Here is an 18,015-nt window from a genome sequence, read left to right on the forward strand (position 1 = left end):
TTCCCTATTCCGGTAAGCGGCTCGTAAAGTCCCCCCTACGCCGTGTCGGGGAGGATTTCTTTGACGGAGCTCAGCGATCGCGCCGCAGAACTGGTTTCGGCCCATGAGCAGGAACGCCCCGCCCGGCAGTTGACCGGAGTGCTCCGGCTCGGGGTGTGGATCGTGGGCGGGCTGCTGTCGGCCTACTCGCTGATCGTGGTGTTCCGGCCCGTGGAGGCGCTGGAGCACCGGATGACGTTCCTGGCGGTGGCGCTGCCGCTCGTGTTCGTCTGCTACCGCTCGGGGTTGTCGTCCCTGTTTCACCGGCTGCCCGGGGTGCGCCGTACCGAGGACGAGTCGGGTCCGCCGGCCGGCGATCCCGGCCCTGACGCGGCGCTCACGATCGACTCGCCGGCCGATGGCGGAGACGCGGCGCCGGCGGCCGACTCGCCCTTGGGCGGCGGAGACGCGGCGCTCGCCGTCGGCGAGCGGCCGGCGCCGGGCGACACCGAGGTGGTCCGGCCGGCGCCGGGTGACGCGGAGGTCGTGCCGCCCGCGCAGGGCGGGCGGCGGGGTGACCGGCCGACGGTCGCCGACTGGCTGCTGGCCGCGGCCTCGCTCGCGGTGCTCCTCTACCCGCTGCTCGCCATCGACGCGTTCCGCGACCGGGGCTCGGGGTCTGCGCTGACCGGCCTCGACGTGTTCGCCGGGCTGCTGCTGACCGCGCTGCTGCTTGAGGCGGTACGACGCACGGTCGGCGCGGCCTTCGCCATCATTTGCGGCATTTTCCTGGTTTATGCGTATTTCGGGGCGTATTTGCCGATTAATTGGACGATCGGCCATCGAGGGTTCGACCTCTCCCAGATCGTCTCGCAGCTTTACACGGGCACCGAGGGATTCTTCGGAGTGCCCCTCCAGGTGGCCGCCAGTTACATCATTCTTTTCACCATCTACGGCGCCGTCCTCGACTATTCGGGCGCCAGCAAGTTCTTCATCGACCTGAGCTTCGCCGCCTTCCGCAAGTCCCGCGCCGCGCCCGGCCGCACGGTCACCACGGCCGGCTTCCTGCTCGGCACCGTCTCCGGCTCGGGCGTCGCCACCACGGTCAGCCTGGGCAGCGTGGCCTGGCCGGTGCTGAGGCGGGCCGGCTATCCCAAGGAGGCCGCGGGCGGCATCCTGGCCGCCGGCGGCATCGGCGCCATCCTGTCGCCGCCCACGCTGGGCGCGGCGGCGTTCATCATCGCCGAATACCTCAGGGTGAGCTACCTCGAGGTGCTCATCTACGCCACGATCCCCACGATCCTCTACTACCTGGGCATCTTCCTGGCCATCGAGATCGACTCCCGGCGCTTCAACACCCAGGCCGTGCGGGTCGACTCCCCCGGGGCGGGCAGACTGCTGCTGCGCTTCGGCTACCACTTCAGCTCGCTCATCCTCATCATCGTGCTGATGGCGCTCGACCAGTCGGCCTTCCAGTCCGTGGTGATCGCCACCTTCATCGCGTTCGCGCTCTCCTTCCTCGACCCGGCCCACCGCATGGGGCCCCGGCGCGTCGGGCAGGCGCTGGCCAAGGGCACGCTGGAGGTGCTGCCGGTGACCGCCGTGTGCGCGGCGGCGGGCATCATCGTCGGCGTCATCACCCAGACCGGGCTCGGCCTCAACCTCAGCGCGATCATCGTGGACGTCGCCGCGGGCAACCTCATCCTGACCACCGTCATGTCCGGCATCGCGGTCATGCTGCTGGGCCTGGCCGTGCCGGTGACCGCGAGCTTCATCATCGCCGCGGTCATCATCGGACCGGCGCTGACCACGCTCGGCGTCGCGCCCGCCGAGGCGTACATGTTCGTGTTCTACTACGCGGTGCTGTCGGAGGTCAGCCCGCCGACCGCGCTGTCGGCGGTGGCGGCGGCCGCCATCACCGGCGGCAACACGTACAAGACGATGATGATGACCTGGCGTTACACGCTGCCCGCCTTCCTGGTGCCGTTCGCGTTCGTGCTCACCCCCAACGGTCAGGCGCTGCTCGGGCAGGGACCGTTCGGCACCGTGCTGCTGATGACCGCGGTGTCGGCCGTGGCCGTGGCGGCGCTGGCGATGGCCACCGGCGGGCTGAGCGGCTGGCCGGAACGCGTGCTCGCGGCCGTCGCCGCCGTGCTGCTGCTCTTCCTCGAACCTGTTCCCATCGTCGCGGGCCTGGGCGTGCTGGCCGTCGCGGCGGCCGTACACCTCATCAGAAGAAGGAGAAACCCAGCGTGAAGCGGATCATTGCGGTGTTCGCCGCGAGTGTGCTGGCCGCCGGGGCGGCGGGCTGCGGCGGTGGAGCGGGGGGCGGCTCGGGCAACCGGCTGTCGATCGCGACCGGTGGCACGACCGGCGTCTACTACGTCTACGGCGGCGGCCTGGCCAAGCAGCTGACCGCCAACATCGCCAACACCCAGGCCACGGCCTCCGTCACGTCGGCCTCGATCGAGAACATCAAGCTGCTGGCCACCGGCAAGGCCGACATCGGGTTCTCACAGACCGACACGGCCGCCGACGCCGTCAACGGCACCGGCTCCTTCACCGCCAAGCAGCCGGTCAAGGCCATCGCCCGGATCTACGACAACTACGCGCACGTGGTCGTCGCGCCCGGCGTCGAGGCGGCCAAGGTGGCCGACCTCAAGGGCAAGAAGGTCTCCCTCGGCCCGCCCAACTCCGGCACCCAGGTCGTGGCCCGGCGCATGCTGGAGGCCGCCGGGCTCAACCCCGACACCGACATCTCCAAGCAGCAGCTGTCCATCAACGAGTCGGTGCAGGCGGTCAAGGACGGCACGATCGACGCGTTCTTCTGGGTCGGCGGCCTGCCCACGGCCGGCGTGGTCGACCTGGCCACGAGCAAGCCCGACATGAAGATGCTCGACACCGCCGACGCCCTCGCCGGGATGCAGACCAAGTACGGCAAGCAGTACGTCGGGCTCGACGTCGACCTGTCGGTGTACAAACTGTCGGGCACCATCAAGACCGTCGGCGTGGCCAACGTGCTGCTGGTGCCCGACTCGATGAGCGACCAGCTCGCCTACGACATCACCAGGACGCTGTTCGAGAAGAAGGCCGAGCTGACGGCGGTGCACCCGGAGGCCGCCAAGCTCGACCCGGCGCTCGGGCAGCAGGTCGAGCCGGTCGCGCTGCACCCGGGCGCGGCCCGCTACTTCAAGGAGAAGGGCTGACCAGACTGCTCCTGGCGCTCGCCGTCGCGCTGGCGTCCGGCTCCGCCTCGGGAGCCGGGCTGCCGGCGGTGCACGGGCTGGTCCTGTCCGAGTCGGGGGTCTTCGCACTGGCCTACGTGCATTCGGTCTACCGCGCGCCCTCGGCCGAGCTGTTCACGGTCCGGGGGCGCCGCTTCACCATGCGGGCCGTCGTCTCCACCAGCGGCGGCGTGCTCGACTACTACGCGCTGGACGGCGTGCGCAGCCGCCTGCCCGGCGGCGGGTGGATGCTCCGCCTGGCCACGCCCGCCACGTACGACGAGCTGCCGCTGATCGCCACGCCGATCGGGCGCAGGACCCTGGTCGCGGGCGGCCGCTGCCTGCAGCTCTACCCCGCCTCGGGCGCCAGGCAGGTGCGACTGGCGGTCGCGCTCACGGCGACGGGCCGGGGCGGACCGTGCCCGCCGCCCTACAACCAGTCCCTCTTCTTGAACGCCACGTAGAGGGCGACAGAGCTGACGGCCACCAGGACGGAGGAGAACCAGAAGCCCCACGGCTGGCCCTCGCCCGGGTAGGGCACGTTCATCCCGTAGAAGCCGGTGATGGCGGTCGGCACGGCGATCACCGCCGCCCAGCCGGTGAGGCGCTTCATGATCTCGTTGAGCCGGAAGCCCTGCTGGGCCAGCCGGGTCTCGCGCAGGTTGGCCATCAGGTCGCGCAGGGAGTCGATCCATTGGTCGACCCGCAGCGTGTGATCGTAGACGTCGTAGAAGTAGGGCGTCATCTCCGGGTCCACCAGCAGGTCCTGCTTGCGGCGCAGCAGGGTGCCGATCACCTCACGCATGGGCAGGGCGATCTTGCGGAACATGGCGGCGTTCCGGCGCAGCGTGTAGACGGTGCGCTGGAGCTCGCGGGCGCCTACCCGGTTCGCCTCCTCGAAAAGCGACTCCTCCAGGTCGTCGACCTGGCCGTCGAGGTTCTCGACGTAGTCGAGGTGGCTGTCGACCACGTAGTCGAGCAGGCCGTGCAGCAGGTAGACGACGCCGTGGCCGGCGAGCCGGTGGAAGGCGTCCCAGCGCTTGACCACCTCGGCGATGTCGAACCCGGCGTTCTCGCGGATCGTGACCAGCGCGTTGGCGGTGACGAAGACGTCGACCTCGACCGGGGCGAGCCGGTCTCCGTCCAGATGGATGCCGTAGACCGTGAGGAACAAGTGGTTGTCGTAGATGTCCACCTTGGGGCGCTGGCGCTCGGACACCACGTCCTCGACGGCCAGCTCGTGCAGGCCGAGCTCCTCCCCCACCGCGCCGAGCTCCTCGGGCGTCGGGCGGCACAGGTCGAACCAGACCGTATTATCCGGATCGCTCACGTAGTCGGAGACCTCCGCGATCGGGAAGCCTTCCTTTTCGAGGACGCCGTGGCGATACAGGCGGGTGTACACCTAAACGAGTCTCGCAAACCTGGAGGCGTTGCGCACGGCCGCGCCACCGAGGTCGTTGTTGAAGTAGACGTGGGCGTCCTGCCAACCGGCGTCCCTGACCCGGCCGGCCCACGTCTTCAGCGCCTCGTCGCCGTACGAGGGAGGGGGATGGGCCCGCCCCTCGTGGAAGCGCAGGTAGCCCCAGGAGGCGGTGCGCCACAGCGGCGCGACCGGACGGCCGAGGCGGTCCGCCCAGCACAGCGCGGCCCCTCGGGCGTGAAGGACGTCACGCACCTCGTCGGTCCACCACGAGTCGTGCCGGCACTCGACGGCCACCCGCACGTCGCCCGGAAAGCAGGCCAGGCACCGGTCGAGCCGCCCGGGGTCGGCCTTGAGCGTGGGCGGCAGCTGCAGCAGGATCGGCCCGAGCTTGTCCTTCAGCTGGGAGGCGGCCGCCATCAGGTGCTCCACCGGCTCCTCGGGGTCGGTCAGCCGCTTGATGTGGGTGATGTACCTGCTGGCCTTGACCGCGATCACGAACCCGTCGGGGGTCTCCTCGCGCCACTTGGCGAACGTGTGCGGCGCCGGCAGCCGGTAGAAGGCGTTGTCGACCTCCACGGTGGGGAACGTCCCGGCGTAGGTCGCCAGCCACAGCCGCTGCGGGACACCCTTGGGGTACAGGACGCCGCGCCAGTCGCCGTACTGCCACCCGCAGGTGCCCACCAGCGTCGTCATACCCCTGCGACTACCCGTGAGACCGGCGACTACCCACCCTCCGGGTGCACTACTGTCACCCTTCGTGGCACGGACTTCGTGGCACGGGAGAAGGGGTCTCGATGGGTGGTGATCACGGGCACGGCGCCGCCCTGCCCGGCTCACGGCGGGCGGTCGTGGCGACGCTCGCCGTCCTGGTGCCGGTGGCGGTCGTGACGCTGGCGATGCTCGTATGGCTCTGGCCCTCCGGTCAGCCCGCGCGGGAGCCCACCGCCGGGGTCGAGCGCCTCACCGGGACGATCACGGCCGTGCTCCTCGAACCGTGCCCCGAGCAGTCGGAGGGCGCGCCCCGCTCCGACCCGGCCACCTGCGGCGACGCCACCGTCAAGGTGGGCGGCGGGCCCGACCTCGGGCGCGAGCTGACGCTGCGGCTGCCGACCGGGCCGGGCGCCCAGCGGTTCGCCGCCGGCGACGACGTGGTGCTCATCCGGGTCCAGGACGGCGAGTCAGGCGAGCCCGGCTACCAGATCTCCGACCACGACCGGTCGACGCCGCTGTGGCTGTTCGGGCTGGCCTTCGCGCTGGCGGTGATCGCCTTCGGCCGCTGGCGCGGGCTCACGGCGCTCGCCGGGCTGGCGATCACGTTCGTGCTGCTGCTCACGTTCGTGATCCCCGGCATCCTCGGCGGCGAGCCGCCCATGCTGGTGGCCATCGTGGGCGCGGCGGCGATCATGCTGACCGTGCTCTACCTGACGCACGGCTTCACGCTGACCACCTCGATGGCCGTGCTCGGCACGCTCGCCAGCCTCACGCTCACCGGGCTGCTCTCCTACGCCGCCATCGGGTTCGCCCGGCTCAGCGGCATCAGCGACGACAGCTCGTTCACGCTCGACCTCAGCCTGTCGATCGACACCCAGGGGCTGCTGCTGGCCAGCATCATCATCGGCGCGCTGGGCGTGCTGGACGACGTCACGGTCACGCAGGCGGTCACGGTCACCGAGCTGGCGGCGGCCAACCCGTCCTACCGGTTCCGCCGCCTCTACCGGGCGGGCAGCCGGGTCGGCCGGGCGCACATCGCCTCGGTGATCAACACGATCATCCTGGCGTACGCGGGAGCGTCGCTGCCCCTGCTGCTGCTCTTCAGCGTCGGCGACCAGCCGCTGGGCGAGGTGCTGACCACCCCGGTCATCGCCCAGGAGATCGTCCGCAGCGTGGTGGGCACGCTGGGCCTGATCTCGGCGGTGCCGATCACCACGGCCCTCGCGGCGCTGGTGGCGACGCGGCGCGACCCGGAGGACGCGCCCCGCAGGCCCGGCGCCCACGGCGGTCAGCCGGCCTCGGCGCTGCCGCCGACCCGCAGCTTGCGGCGGGCGCGCTCGTAGAACGTGGTGCCGCGCCGCACCACCCGGGCCGCGCCCGGCAGGGCGGTCACCGTGATCCGGTCGCCCGGGCCCAGGTGCCCCAGGACGGCGCCGTCGACCTCGACGGCCAGCCGCCCGCAGGTGGGCAGCAGTTCCAGCTCCACCTGCTCGTCGGCGGGCAGCACCAGGGCCCGGTTGAAGGCCGAATGGGCGGCGGCCGGGACGACCAGCACGGCCTCCACGCGGGGGGAGACGATCGGCCCGCCGGCGGAGAAGCTGTAGGCGGTGGAGCCGGTGGAGGTGGCCACGATCACCGCGTCGGCGGCGTATCTGACGAACGGGTCGCCGCCCGGCGCGACGGAGACGACGGTCAGCCCCTCGCCGGGGATGCGGGCCAGCGCGATGTCGTTGAACGCGATCACCTGGCGGCCCGCACCGAGCGTGGTGCGCACCGCCATGCGGGGCTCGACGGTGTAGTCGTCGGCGTCGATGGCCGTCAGGGTGGCGTGCAGGTCGCAGACGTCGATCTCGGCCAGGAAGCCGAGCCGCCCGAGGTTGACGCCGAGCACCGGCGTGGGCCGTCCGGCGATCAGCCGCATCGTGCGCAGCATGGTGCCGTCGCCGCCGAGGCTCACCACCAGGTCGGCCCGCTCGGCCAGCGTGGCCGCGTCGACGCCCACGGCGCTGCAGTCGATGCGGCCCACCTCCTTGGGCAGCCCGAGCACGGTGACGCCTCTCTCGCCGGCCCAGCGCATGATCGTGTCGATCGCCTCCGCGGAGTCGCGCTGCGGGTGGAGCACCAGCCCGACCGTCCCGACCATCCCCATGGGGACCACCCTACGGGGGCTGCTGCCAGGCCCTTCGCCGGAACTCCCCCGTCGCTGGGGCTTTCCGCAGGAAACTACAACAGAACGCGTACGTCCCCCAGCAAGGAGGAATGTCAGGCGTGAAACGGGAACGACGCTCAAGGTCCGCGAGCGACACGGGTGAGACGCAGGCCGACGGGGAGGCGCCCCGGGGGGTGCGCCACTCGTTCCGCGCCTTCCGGCAGCGGGACTTCACCATCTTCTGGTGTGGCGCCCTGGTCTCCAACACGGGGAGCTGGCTGAGCAACCTGGCGGTGCCGTACGTGCTCTACCAGATCACCGAGAGCGCCCTGTGGGTCGCCCTGGTGAGCGTCGCGCAGTTCCTGCCCGGCATCTTCCTGGCCCCGGCGGGCGGGTCGATGGCCGACCGCCGCAACCGCAAGCGGGTCCTGCTGTTCACGCAGTCCGGGATGGCTCTCTCGGCGCTGCTGCTTTGGGCGTGCTGGATTTCGGGATGGCACCAGCCGGTCGTCCTGCTCCTGCTGGTCGGCGTCGGGGGCGTCTTCGCGGGCATCAACCTGCCGAGCTGGCAGTCGTTCGTCAGCGACCTGGTGCCCCGCGGTGACCTGCACTCGGCGGTGACGCTCAACTCCCTGCAGTTCAACGCCGCCCGCTCGATCGGCCCGGCGCTCGCCGGGCTGCTGCTCGCCGTACTGGGGCCCTCGTGGACGTTCCTGTTGAACGCCGTGTCCTTCCTGTTCGTGCTCGGCGCGCTGACGCTGATCCGCACCACCCCGGCCCGGCCCGCGCATCCCACATCGGGAGGCGTCACCCGCCGGTTCCTCGCCGCACTCGGCTACATACGCCGCCGGCCGGGGCTGGTCATGGCGCTGGTGGTCTCCGTCCTGGTGGGCGTGCTGGGCAACCCGATCTTCCAGTTCACCGTGGTGTTCGCGGAGAGCGTCTTCGGGGTGGGGCCGGTCGGGCTGGGCATCCTCAACGCCGCGTTCGGGCTCGGCGCGGTCATCGCGGCGCCCCTGGTCTCGGGCTGGAACCACAAGGTGAGCCTCGGGCAGGTGGTGCGCTGGGGCCTGCTGATCTACGGCCTGGGCATCGTGGCCTTCGGCATCGCTCCCGGTTACGTGTTCGGCGTGGTCGCGCTGGTGGTGGTCGGCGGGTGCTTCCTGGCGGTCGTCTCGGCGTTGAACACCTCGATGCAGGTCATCGTGGCCGACCACATGCGCGGCCGGGTGATGGCCTGCCGGATCATGTGCTACACCGCGTCCTTCCCGATCGGAGGGCTGGTCCAGGGGTTCGTCTCGGACCGGCTCGGCCCGCGCACGGCGGTCTGCTGGGCGGGGGCGCTGATGCTGGTGGCGGCCGTGCTGCTGATGCGGTGGCGGGGCGAGACCCGGCTGGCCCGCCTCGACGACCCGCACGACGACGCCCGTCTCGTGCCGGTGACGTCCTGAGACCTTGGGGCCGTGGAGTCCTCCGGGACCAGGAGTGCCGGCGGCTCCCGTGGGACGGGCGTTGACGATGGTGGGGTTGCGCCCGATCGGGCTTCCGCGGCCGACCGGCCAAACCCGCGGAACGCCAGAATGTACGAATTCCGGAAGCTCACCGGGGCCTCCGGAGGCGCGGAACGGCCTTTCCACAGGAAACCGTTCCGCGCGGGCGACGTCGTCCGTACCTTGGGGCTCCAGGTGCCCTTTCCCTCCATTTACCGTGTCACTGGCCCACCATTGATGGCACTCGGGAATCCGCGAGAACTCCTCCGATCAGGAGAACGCATTCCGGACTCGGTATCAGCCGGCCGTTCTCGGCTCGCAAGGCCGCAGCCTGCAGGGATATCCGACAAATCACTTTCAGGTAATGAGAGGCCGAAATGAGGCTTTGCCGCTCTCCGGAAGACCGCCGCCGGGCGTCGTGCTTACTCTGAGAAATGTTCAGCGCGCCACATCGGCGCATCCCGGGAAAACCGATTCCGACGCTCACCCGATCCCATGCATCTGGGCTCGACAACATTCAGGGAGTGTTCTCTGATGCTCAAGCGTCTGCTCATCACCGCCACGATGGCGGGATCCACGATCGTCGCAGGAACCTTCGCCGCCATGCCGGCCAGCGCCTCAAGTTCATCGGACACGTACGCGACCACCAGCCAGCACGCCTCGATCACGCCGCAGAGCTCGGCCCGTAGGTGCGAGTGGCGCTGGCGCAACGGTAGAAGGTGCTACTACTGCCGCTCCCACGGTGAGTGGCGGCGCCAGTGGTGCCAGGACCGCAACGGTGGCGGCGGCAGCGGCAACCGCAACGAGAACATGAACCGGAACGAGAACCGGAACCGCAACGAGAACCTGAACAGGAACGAAAACCTGAACAGGAACGAGAACATCAACCGCAACGAGAACATCAACCGCAATCGGTGATCTCACCGGGCCCTGACGAGGCCATGCGATGACGTCGCCCCGCGAGGCACCCCTCGCGGGGCGACCGCCCGCGCCCTCTGCCCGGGTCGCTTCAGTCAACCGTGCGTCGTTGGCGCGTTCAGCGGTACGCTGCAAGCGATCTGTTCAACTTGTTGATCATGAATTTTGCAGCAAACCTCCGGGCTCCCGTGCACAACCGGAGGTTCACTGCAAAACGCAGCTCGACTGGCCACACTGCTGGGTCGGTGACCTGCGCCTTTACTCTGGGGTCCTCATCACCCCTACGAGGGGTCGCAACTCGCGAGTTGGCTCTCTCACGGGGTCGCTCCTTCCGGTCCTAATCGCCCCTACGAGGGGTCGCAACCGCCATGCGAGAGGCCGGTCCTGCGGGGTGATGCGGTCCTCATCGCCCCTACGAGGAGTCGCAACGCCGACGCCGGCTTGCCGAGCTTGGTGTTGGTCAAAGTCCTCATCGCCCCGCGAGACATCCCTCGCGGGGCGACCGCCCATCCAGCCTTATACGTCACCTGAGAGCAGGATCCGTAGTGTGGAGCCCCGGCGGGCGGAGGATGGCGTCCCGAGAAAGCCGGGATGCGGCAACTGGCTGGTGCGCGACAGAGCAGAGTTGAAGCCATACGGTCCCGGCATGCGCCGGAACAGGCGGATGTCAGCCGATCGCGTACTGCTGGGTCATCAACAGAGGGGTTTTGCAGTCGTACTGGGTCAACTGCGTGCGGATGGCAGTGCTGCCGTCCTTCATCCTGAAGCACATGATGCTGTGCCGGGGGATCACACGGTAGTACCCGCTGTCCGTGGGCTCGAGCCGGAACTGCTGGTTGGGCGCGGCCACGAGCGTGGACGCGCATGTCATCTGCCGGACAGGCGCGTTGAGTTCGTCCAGCTTGCCTCCCACGTCGAGGCACTTGCCGCTGGTCTGGTTGAGGATGCGGTAGAAGCCGTCGGTCGCCGGCTGGAACGTGAAGCGTTGCGCTCCGGTGTTGTTGCAGGTGTACAGCTGGATCACAGTGCCGTCGCTGGTGGAGGATGACGGCACGTCCAGGCACCCGTTGGCGACCCCGCGAAGCTTGATGGCCCGGGGGCCGGTGGGCGCGGTGACCGTCGCCGGGGCGATGTAGTTCCGAACCATCGCGATGGTCGGGTCGGAGTCCGGGAGACGGACCTGGTGCATGCACTGTTGCGCGGGATCGACCGATCGGGCGTTGGGCGAGTAGGTCCAGATCAACACCCCGGCCGCGCCCGACAGGAAGTCGCCATCGAACTCCCGCTTGAACATCGTGGCCCGGGTGGCCAGGGAGATGGCGCAGCCCGGTCCGGCGACGATCCCGGCTTCCCCGATGATGAACGGCTTGTTGAGCTTGTACACCGGCGTCATCGTGGGCGCGAGGTGCCGGGAGACGATCTGATCGCTGTGGTCCTGGTCGTACTCGTGCAGGCTGCCCACATCGATGTCGGGGCCACTGTGAAGGATCGCATAGTTGGTGTATTTGTCCGGATGGGCGTATTCGGCCATGGTGCCGGTCTCCACCAGGTGGTGGGGGTCGATGCGCTTGATGGCGGCGGCGGTGGCGTCGAAGAAGTTCTTCAACGTGGTGACGTCGAGCGCCAGTCCGTTGCCCGGCTCATTGATGAGCTCCCACATGCCGATAGCGGGTGAGTCCTTGAAGCGTGAGACCACCGTGGTCACCCAGGACAGGTAGCCGCCCTGATAGCCGGTCCGATACCAGGCCAGATCCTTGTCGGACTCGCCGCAATCCTGCCCCTGGTTGGCCAGCGAGAAGATCAGCTTCTGGCCGTGAGCCTCGGCCGATGCGACGATCCGGTCCAGAGCCTCGACGCCGAACCACTCGAACGCCCAGGTGCGGGTCATGGCCGCGGGCGGGAGCCCGCTGAAGTAGGCATCGAGCTCGGCCTGGGTCCACGCGGTCCCGGTCGCGCAGCCGGTCATGCCGAAGGCGTTGAAGCCCACGAACCGGTATGGTCGCCCGTCCAGCTTCAGGTCCTTGCCTTCCCGGTGGACGAAGTTCGGGGGCACAGCGCTCGCACGGGCCTCCGCCGGCCCCGCCCAGCCGAAGGCCTGGCCGGCTAACGGACTCGCCGCCGCCATGACCAGCACCGCGAGGAATGCCATCAGGCGGCGTATGTGCACGGACATGGTTCTCTCCTGACGTCCGTCAGTGATCTGATCGCCGATCATGATCACACAGCGGGTGCTTCGCGACAAACGTGTCCGTGCCGAGCATTTCGACGAACGACCGTTCGCTGTTCGATCCCCGGCGAGGCCGCTGACGGGATGTCCCGAGAAGAGCGTTCACCCCCAGAGGGTCCGAAGTGAGGTGCTCCCGGTCGTTCTTGGAATCTTCTGCCTCCCTCTGCGGGATGGAGGAGGAGCCGTCTTGACCGTCGATCGCCGGGCCGCATACGCTCGACGATGGATGGAAACGGTGTTTCGCTTTCCGGAACATCCGTACGGCGGCGGAAGGAACCACGGTGCGGCCCCATGTCGAGCTGATTCAGGAAGACGACTACGTATGGCATGGCGCCGAGCTCGTCAACGGTGAGGGGCGGGCGAGTGAGCGCCGGCTGTCCGTGGACGAGGAGGACGGCTCCTCGTCGTTACGGGTCGACTTCCACACTGACTGGGGTCGCGGGCCGGGGATCCATCACGCCAACACCGAGTACTACGTGCTCGACGGGTCGATGACGTACGGCGGGCGCGAGATCGGCAAGGGCGGGTACGTCTACGCCCCGAAGGGGGTGCCCACCGACGCCATCACGTTCGCCGAGGGCACCAGGATCCTGCACTACCGCGAGTACGGCGACGCCGGGTTCGACCCGGTCGAGTCCCTGGCGCACCCCCGCCGGCCGGGCGCCCGCGAGGACGTGCTCGTCATCGACAGCGAGGCCATGACCTGGGACGCGGTGCCCAACCCCGGGCCGATGCCCGGCCTGTTCATCAAGTATCTGCACGTCGATCCGGGCACCGGCTTCTACACTCGCCTGGTGCACGCCCAGGAGGGCTGGGCCGACCATCGCCTGGCCCACCACCCGTGCTACGAGGAGGCGTACACCACCCAGGGGCACATGGAGTACAACTTCGGCACCCTGGACCTCGGCACCTACTTCTTCCGCCCGGCCCGGATCAAGCACGGCCACTTCACCACCATGGAGGGCGGCACCACCTGGCTGCTGCGCTCCGATGGCGAGCTGTTCAACTGGTACACGCAGAACGAGTGGGTCCGCTGGGGCGGCGAGGCGCTCAACTACGGGCCGGGCGAGGCGCCGCTGCGGTGGTCCGCGTCGTCGCACGACCTCGGCTCCGGCCCCGGACGTCGCAGTGAGAAGGACATCGCCGACCTGGTGACGGCGCTGGAGTACCAGCGAGAGCAGGGCGCGGTGGACGACGACTACACGCAGCACGGCCAGGGCACCGACCCGAGCCTCCTGGCGCTGGCCAAGGCCGTGGACGCCGCTCGGCTGCAGGGTGGCCACGGCCCCGGGCACGACCACAGCCACGACCACAGCCACGACCATGACCACGAGCACGGTCACGACGTGCCCGCCGTCGACTGGGGGGTGGATCCCGCCGCGCTCGAACACGCCGACGAGCGGACCGACGAGCACGCCCACAACTGGGGTCGCGGCCGGGTGTGGAAGAGCGGCGACCCCATCCCGGCCCCCATCCTGTCGAGCCTCCCCGTCCGCAGCCGCTCGCGCGGCCGATGGGACGCCGACGGCATGTGACCGCTCCGTGGCGAACCAGGCGGTCAGCCGTGGACGAGGTCGGCTATCGCGGCCAGGCGGGGCTCGTCGCCGGAGACCAGCATCGTGGTGACGAGCGACGATCGCCAGGCGCCGAGTTCCTCGGCGATCTTCTCGCGGGGGCCCACCAGGGCGACCTTCTCCACCATGGCCAGCGGGATCGCCGCGGCGGCCTCCGCCTTGCGCCCGCCGAGGTAGAGCTCCTGGACGCGAGCGCACTCGGCCTCGAAGCCCATGCGGGCGAACGCCTGGTAGTGGAAGTTGACCCCCTTGGCGCCCATCCCGCCGACGTAGAGCGCGAGCATCGGCCGGACCCGGTCGGCCGCGGCCTGCACGTCGTCGTCGATCTCGATGTTCACCCGGCAGGTCACCTCGAACGCCTCCGGAGTGGCCCCGCGCCGGGCGAACCCCTCCTGGAGCGCGTCACGGTAGTAGGCGTCGTCGTACGGGGAGTAGAACATCGCGAGCCAGCCGTCGGCGATCTCCGCCGCGAGCGCCACGTTCTTGGGGCCCTCGGCGGCGAGCAGGATCGGCAGGTGCGGGCGCAGCGGGTGGATCGTCGACCGCAGCGGCTTGCCGAGGCCGCTGCCGCCGGGGTGCGGCAGGCGGTAGTGCTCGCCGTCGAAGCTCACCTTCTGGCGGGCGAGCACCTGGCGCAGGATCGCGACGTACTCCCGGGTCCGGGCGAGCGGTCTCGGGTACGGCTGGCCGTACCAGCCCTCGACGACCTGCGGGCCGGAGGCGCCGAGCCCGAGCGTGAACCGGCCGCCCGACAGGTGGTCGAGGGTCATCGCGGCCATCGCCGTGGCCACCGGGGTGCGCGCCGCCATCTGCACGATGGACGTGCCGAGCCGCATCCGCTCCGTCCCGGCGCCCAGCCAGGCGAGCGGCGTGAGCGCGTCGGAGCCGTACGCCTCGGCGGCCCACATCGAGTCGTAGCCGAGGCGTTCGGCGGCCGTGACCAGGCCGGCCAGGCCGGGCGGCGGCCCGGCCCCCCAGTAGCCCAGCGCGAGACCCAGCGCGAGATCGCTCATGACGCCGCTCAGCCGATCCGCTCGAAGACGGCCGCGATGCCCTGGCCGCCGCCGACGCAGAGCGTGGCCAGGCCGTAGCGCTGCTCGCGGCGGTGCAGCTCCCTGGCCAGGGCGCCGACCATGCGCGTGCCGGTGGCGCCGACCGGATGGCCGAGGGAGATGCCGGATCCGCGTGGGTTGACGCGGTCGAGGTCCTTCTCGCCGAACCCCCACTCGCGCGTCACGGCGAGGGCCTGCGCCGCGAACGCCTCGTTCAGCTCGATGAGGTCGATGTCCGCGAGTTCGACGCCCGCGCGGGCGAGGGCGATCGCGGTGGCCGGAACCGGGCCGATGCCCATGCGGTGCGGCTCGACGGCCGCGACCGCCGAGGACACCAGCCGCACCAGCGGACGCAGCCCCAGGGCCTCTGCCCGCTCGGACGTCGTGACGACGCACAGCGCGGCGGCGTCGTTCTGGCCGCTCGCGTTGCCGGCGGTCACCGTCGCCTCGGGGTCGGCCGCCGCCCGGATGGGGCGCAGGCGGGCCAGCGCCTCAAGCGTGGTGTCGGCGCGCGGGTGCTCGTCGCGGTCGACGACCACGTCGCCGCCCTTGGCGGGCACGGTCACCGGGACGATCTCCTCCGCCGACCTGCCGTCGCGCTGCGCCTCGACGGCCCGCGCGTGGGACAGCACGGCGAGGGCGTCCTGCTCGGCGCGCGGGATCGCGTACTCGCGGCGGAGGTTCTCGGCGGTCTCCAGCATGCCGCCGGGGACGGGATGGCGGCGCCCGCCCGCGGTGACCCGGCCGCGTTCGAGGCTGTCGTGGAAGACGACCCCACCCTGACCGGCGCCCCAGCGCACGTCGCGGGAGAAGTGGGCGGCGTTGCTCATGCTCTCGGCGCCACCGGCGATCACCAGCTCGGCGTCGCCGGACGTGACCTGCCGGGCGGCGTACAGGATGGACTGCAGGCCGGAGCCGCAGCGGCGGTCGATGGTGAGGCCGGGCACGGTGATCGGCAGGCCGGCGTCCAGCGCCACCACGCGCCCGAGGGCCGGGGCCTCGCTCGTCGGGTAGCAGTGCCCGAGGACGACGTCGTCGATCACGTCCGGCTCGATGCCCGTGCGGGCGAGCAGGCCGCGCAGCGCCTGCGCGCCGAGCTCGGCCACCGGCACCGCCTTGAGCGATCCGCCGTAACGGCCGATCGGGGTACGCACGGGCTCACAGATCACAGCGTCACGCACAGTGCACTCCTGCTCGATGGGGGTACGGCGATCACATCGACCGCCCGCCGGTCACCTCGATGACCGTGCCGGTGAGGTAGCTCGCCAGGTCGGAGGCGAGGAAGAGCACGACCGCCGCGACCTCCTCGGGCTCGCCGGCGCGGCCGAGCGGGATCTCGCTCATCTTGGCGTCCCAGATCCGCTGCGGCATGGCCTCGGTCATCGGGGTGCGGATGAGTCCCGGCTGGACGGCGTTGACGCGCACGCCGCGTGGCGCGAGCTCCTTGGCGGCGGCCTTGGTCATGCCGACGATGCCCGCCTTGGCGGCCGAGTAGTTGGTCTGGCCGATGTTGCCGACCTTGGCGGACAGGGACGACATGTTGACGATCGCCCCGCGCCCCTGCTCACGCATGATCGGGGCCGCCGCGCGCAGCCCGTGCCAGCAGCCCTTGAGGTGCACGCCGATGACGTCGTCGAACTGCTGCTCGGTCATCTTCCGCAGGGTGGCGTCGCGGGTGATGCCGGCGTTGTTGACCAGCACGTCGAGGGAGCCGAAGGAGTCGACGGCGGTCGCCATGAGCCGGTCGACGTGCTCACCGTCGCGGACGTCGCAGACCGCCGCGGCGGCGACCTCGGCCCCGCCCAGCTCCTCGACGGCGGCGGCGAGCCGGGCCTCGTCGAGGTCACCGAGGACGACCCGGGCCCCCTGCGCCACGAACGTCCGCGCGATGGCCAGCCCGATCCCCTGGGCGCCGCCCGTGACGACGGCGGTGCGGCCGTCGAGCAGCCTGCTCACGTCGGGGCCCGCGCTCAGGCCCACCGGTGTCGGACTGCCCGGTGTCGGACCGCCTGCGGTCGGATTGCCTGGTGTCGGGCCGCCCGGTATCGCGCTGCCTGCGGTCGGGCTGCCTGCGGTCGGGCTGCCTGCGGTCGGACCGGTCATCGGCGGGCCGCCGCGGCGCGGAGGAGCTGCCTGGCGATGATCACCTTTTGGACCTCGCTGGTGCCCTCGTAGATGCGGTAGAGGCGGGCGTCGCGGTAGAAGCGCTCGACCGGCACCCCGTGGATGTAGCCGCTGCCGCCGTGGATCTGCACCGCGCGGTCGGCGACGCGGCCGACCATCTCGCTGCAGAAGAGCTTGGCGCTCGACGGCGCGATGCGGCGGTCGCTGCCGTCGTCGTAGGCCTCGGCGGCGGCCAGGACCAGCGCCCGGCCTGCCAGCAGGTCCGTCTGTGACTCCGCGAGCATGGCCTGGACCTGCTGGAACTCGCCGATGACGGTGCCGCCCTGTTTCGCGGTGGCGGCGTACGAGACGCTCTCGTCGACGAGCCGGCCGGCCATGCCGACGCAGCAGGCCGCGATGTGCAGGCGGCCCTTGGCCAGGGAACGCATCGCGGCGGCGAAGCCTTCGCTCTCGACCTCGCCGACGAGACGGGAGGCGGGCACCCGGACGTCGTCGAAGAAGATCTCGGCCGTGGTCGAGCCGCGCTGGCCCATCTTCTTGTCGCGCGGTCCCACGGTCACGCCGGGCGCGTCGGTGTCGACCACGAAGACCGAGATGCCCTCGGCTCCGGGGCCGCCGGTGCGGGCGAAGACCATGAGGATGTCGGACCAGCCGGCGTTGGTGATGAAGCGCTTCTGTCCGTTGATGACGTAGTCACCGCCGTCGGCGACGGCGGTCGTGCGCAGGCCGCTGGGGTCGGAGCCGGCCTCGGCCTCGGTCAGCGCGAAGGCCGCCACGCACTCGCCGGCGGCCATCCTGGGCAGGAACTCCTGCTGCTGCCGCTCGGTGCCGAAGTTGACCAGCACCTGCCCGGCGATGCCGTTGTTGGTGCCGAACATCGAACGGAAGGCCGGGGTGGTGTAGCCGAGCTCCATCGCCAGCCGGGCGTCCTGGAGGGCGGTGAAGCCCAGTCCGCCGTACTCCTCGGGCAGTGCGTAGCCGAACAGGCCCATCGCGGCCGCGTCGCGGCGGATCGCCTCGGGGATCTCGTCGGTCTCCTCGATGAGGTCCTCGGCGGGGACGACCACCTCACGCACGAAACTCCGGACTGTGTCGAGCACGGAGGCGAACTCTCCGCTGTCCATCCACGCCCCTTCCCTGAGGC

General features: G+C 70.5%; 15 protein-coding genes. 7 read left to right on the forward strand and 8 right to left on the reverse strand.

Annotated features, from left to right (window positions below):
* Positions 1-60: 60 nt before the first annotated feature.
* From AB0I38_RS29110 to AB0I38_RS29120, 3 genes are all read left to right on the forward strand, one after another.
* Positions 61-2,235: a TRAP transporter permease gene (locus AB0I38_RS29110; protein WP_358483214.1), complete on the forward strand. Its 2,175-nt coding sequence runs from the start codon at positions 61-63 to the stop codon at positions 2,233-2,235.
* Positions 2,232-3,185 (forward strand): TAXI family TRAP transporter solute-binding subunit, encoded by a 954-nt coding sequence (locus AB0I38_RS29115; RefSeq protein ID WP_358483221.1) that lies wholly within the window; start codon positions 2,232-2,234, stop codon positions 3,183-3,185. Before AB0I38_RS29110 ends, AB0I38_RS29115 begins: the two co-directional genes overlap by 4 nt.
* A gap of 68 nt (positions 3,186-3,253) precedes the next feature.
* A complete protein-coding gene (locus AB0I38_RS29120) occupies positions 3,254-3,667 on the forward strand; it encodes a DUF1850 domain-containing protein (RefSeq protein ID WP_358483227.1) in 414 nt (137 codons plus the stop codon).
* Here the strand turns inward: AB0I38_RS29120 and AB0I38_RS29125 are convergent.
* Positions 3,634-4,605, reverse strand: a complete 972-nt coding sequence (locus tag AB0I38_RS29125) for a magnesium transporter CorA family protein (RefSeq protein WP_358483244.1) — start codon at positions 4,603-4,605, stop codon at positions 3,634-3,636. The two genes, AB0I38_RS29120 and AB0I38_RS29125, sit on opposite strands and share 34 nt — an antisense overlap.
* Positions 4,606-5,319 (reverse strand): DUF72 domain-containing protein, encoded by a 714-nt coding sequence (locus tag AB0I38_RS29130; protein WP_358483256.1) that lies wholly within the window; start codon positions 5,317-5,319, stop codon positions 4,606-4,608. It abuts the gene before it with no gap.
* Positions 5,320-5,420: 101 nt separating this feature from the next.
* On the opposite strand from AB0I38_RS29130, the gene AB0I38_RS29135 reads away from it, so the two are divergent.
* Positions 5,421-6,680, forward strand: a complete 1,260-nt coding sequence (locus tag AB0I38_RS29135; protein ID WP_358483264.1) for a YibE/F family protein — start codon at positions 5,421-5,423, stop codon at positions 6,678-6,680.
* Here AB0I38_RS29135 and AB0I38_RS29140 read toward each other — a convergent pair.
* The gene (locus AB0I38_RS29140) at positions 6,626-7,486 is read right to left on the reverse strand and encodes an NAD(+)/NADH kinase (RefSeq protein WP_358483271.1); all 861 of its coding nucleotides are present in this window, start codon (positions 7,484-7,486) and stop codon (positions 6,626-6,628) included. The genes AB0I38_RS29135 and AB0I38_RS29140 overlap by 55 nt on opposite strands.
* Positions 7,487-7,605: 119 nt before the next feature.
* Between AB0I38_RS29140 and AB0I38_RS29145 the strand changes: the two genes are divergently transcribed.
* Positions 7,606-8,937: an MFS transporter gene (locus AB0I38_RS29145; RefSeq protein WP_358483284.1), complete on the forward strand. Its 1,332-nt coding sequence runs from the start codon at positions 7,606-7,608 to the stop codon at positions 8,935-8,937.
* A 573-nt stretch (positions 8,938-9,510) separates the two neighbouring features.
* Positions 9,511-9,894 carry a hypothetical protein gene (locus AB0I38_RS29150; protein ID WP_358483297.1) on the forward strand — a complete coding sequence of 128 codons (384 nt, stop codon included), beginning with the start codon at positions 9,511-9,513 and terminating at the stop codon, positions 9,892-9,894.
* Between the two features lie 667 nt (positions 9,895-10,561).
* Here AB0I38_RS29150 and AB0I38_RS29155 read toward each other — a convergent pair.
* Complete coding sequence (locus AB0I38_RS29155) at positions 10,562-12,067, reverse strand: RICIN domain-containing protein (RefSeq protein WP_358483306.1); 1,506 nt, start codon at positions 12,065-12,067, stop codon at positions 10,562-10,564.
* A 335-nt stretch (positions 12,068-12,402) separates the two neighbouring features.
* On the opposite strand from AB0I38_RS29155, the gene AB0I38_RS29160 reads away from it, so the two are divergent.
* Positions 12,403-13,656, forward strand: coding sequence for a DUF4437 domain-containing protein (locus tag AB0I38_RS29160; RefSeq protein ID WP_358483315.1), 1,254 nt, complete (start codon positions 12,403-12,405; stop codon positions 13,654-13,656).
* 23 nt (positions 13,657-13,679) lie between these two features.
* Here the strand turns inward: AB0I38_RS29160 and AB0I38_RS29165 are convergent, their stop codons facing one another.
* The 4 genes from AB0I38_RS29165 to AB0I38_RS29180 form a co-directional block, all read right to left on the reverse strand.
* Positions 13,680-14,708: an LLM class F420-dependent oxidoreductase gene (locus AB0I38_RS29165; protein WP_358483329.1), complete on the reverse strand. Its 1,029-nt coding sequence runs from the start codon at positions 14,706-14,708 to the stop codon at positions 13,680-13,682.
* Between the two features lie 8 nt (positions 14,709-14,716).
* Positions 14,717-15,928, reverse strand: coding sequence for an acetyl-CoA C-acetyltransferase (locus AB0I38_RS29170; RefSeq protein WP_358483340.1), 1,212 nt, complete (start codon positions 15,926-15,928; stop codon positions 14,717-14,719).
* A 31-nt stretch (positions 15,929-15,959) separates the two neighbouring features.
* Entirely contained in the window at positions 15,960-16,727 is a 768-nt protein-coding gene (fabG, locus tag AB0I38_RS29175; RefSeq protein WP_358483353.1) for a 3-oxoacyl-ACP reductase FabG, read from the reverse strand.
* A 119-nt stretch (positions 16,728-16,846) separates the two neighbouring features.
* On the reverse strand, positions 16,847-17,995 hold the full coding sequence (locus AB0I38_RS29180) for an acyl-CoA dehydrogenase family protein (protein WP_358483375.1): 1,149 nt from the start codon (positions 17,993-17,995) through the stop codon (positions 16,847-16,849).
* Positions 17,996-18,015: the final 20 nt, after the last annotated feature.

It is taken from the genome of Nonomuraea cavernae (assembly GCF_040655715.1).
Lineage (GTDB): Bacteria > Actinomycetota > Actinomycetes > Streptosporangiales > Streptosporangiaceae > Nonomuraea > Nonomuraea cavernae_A.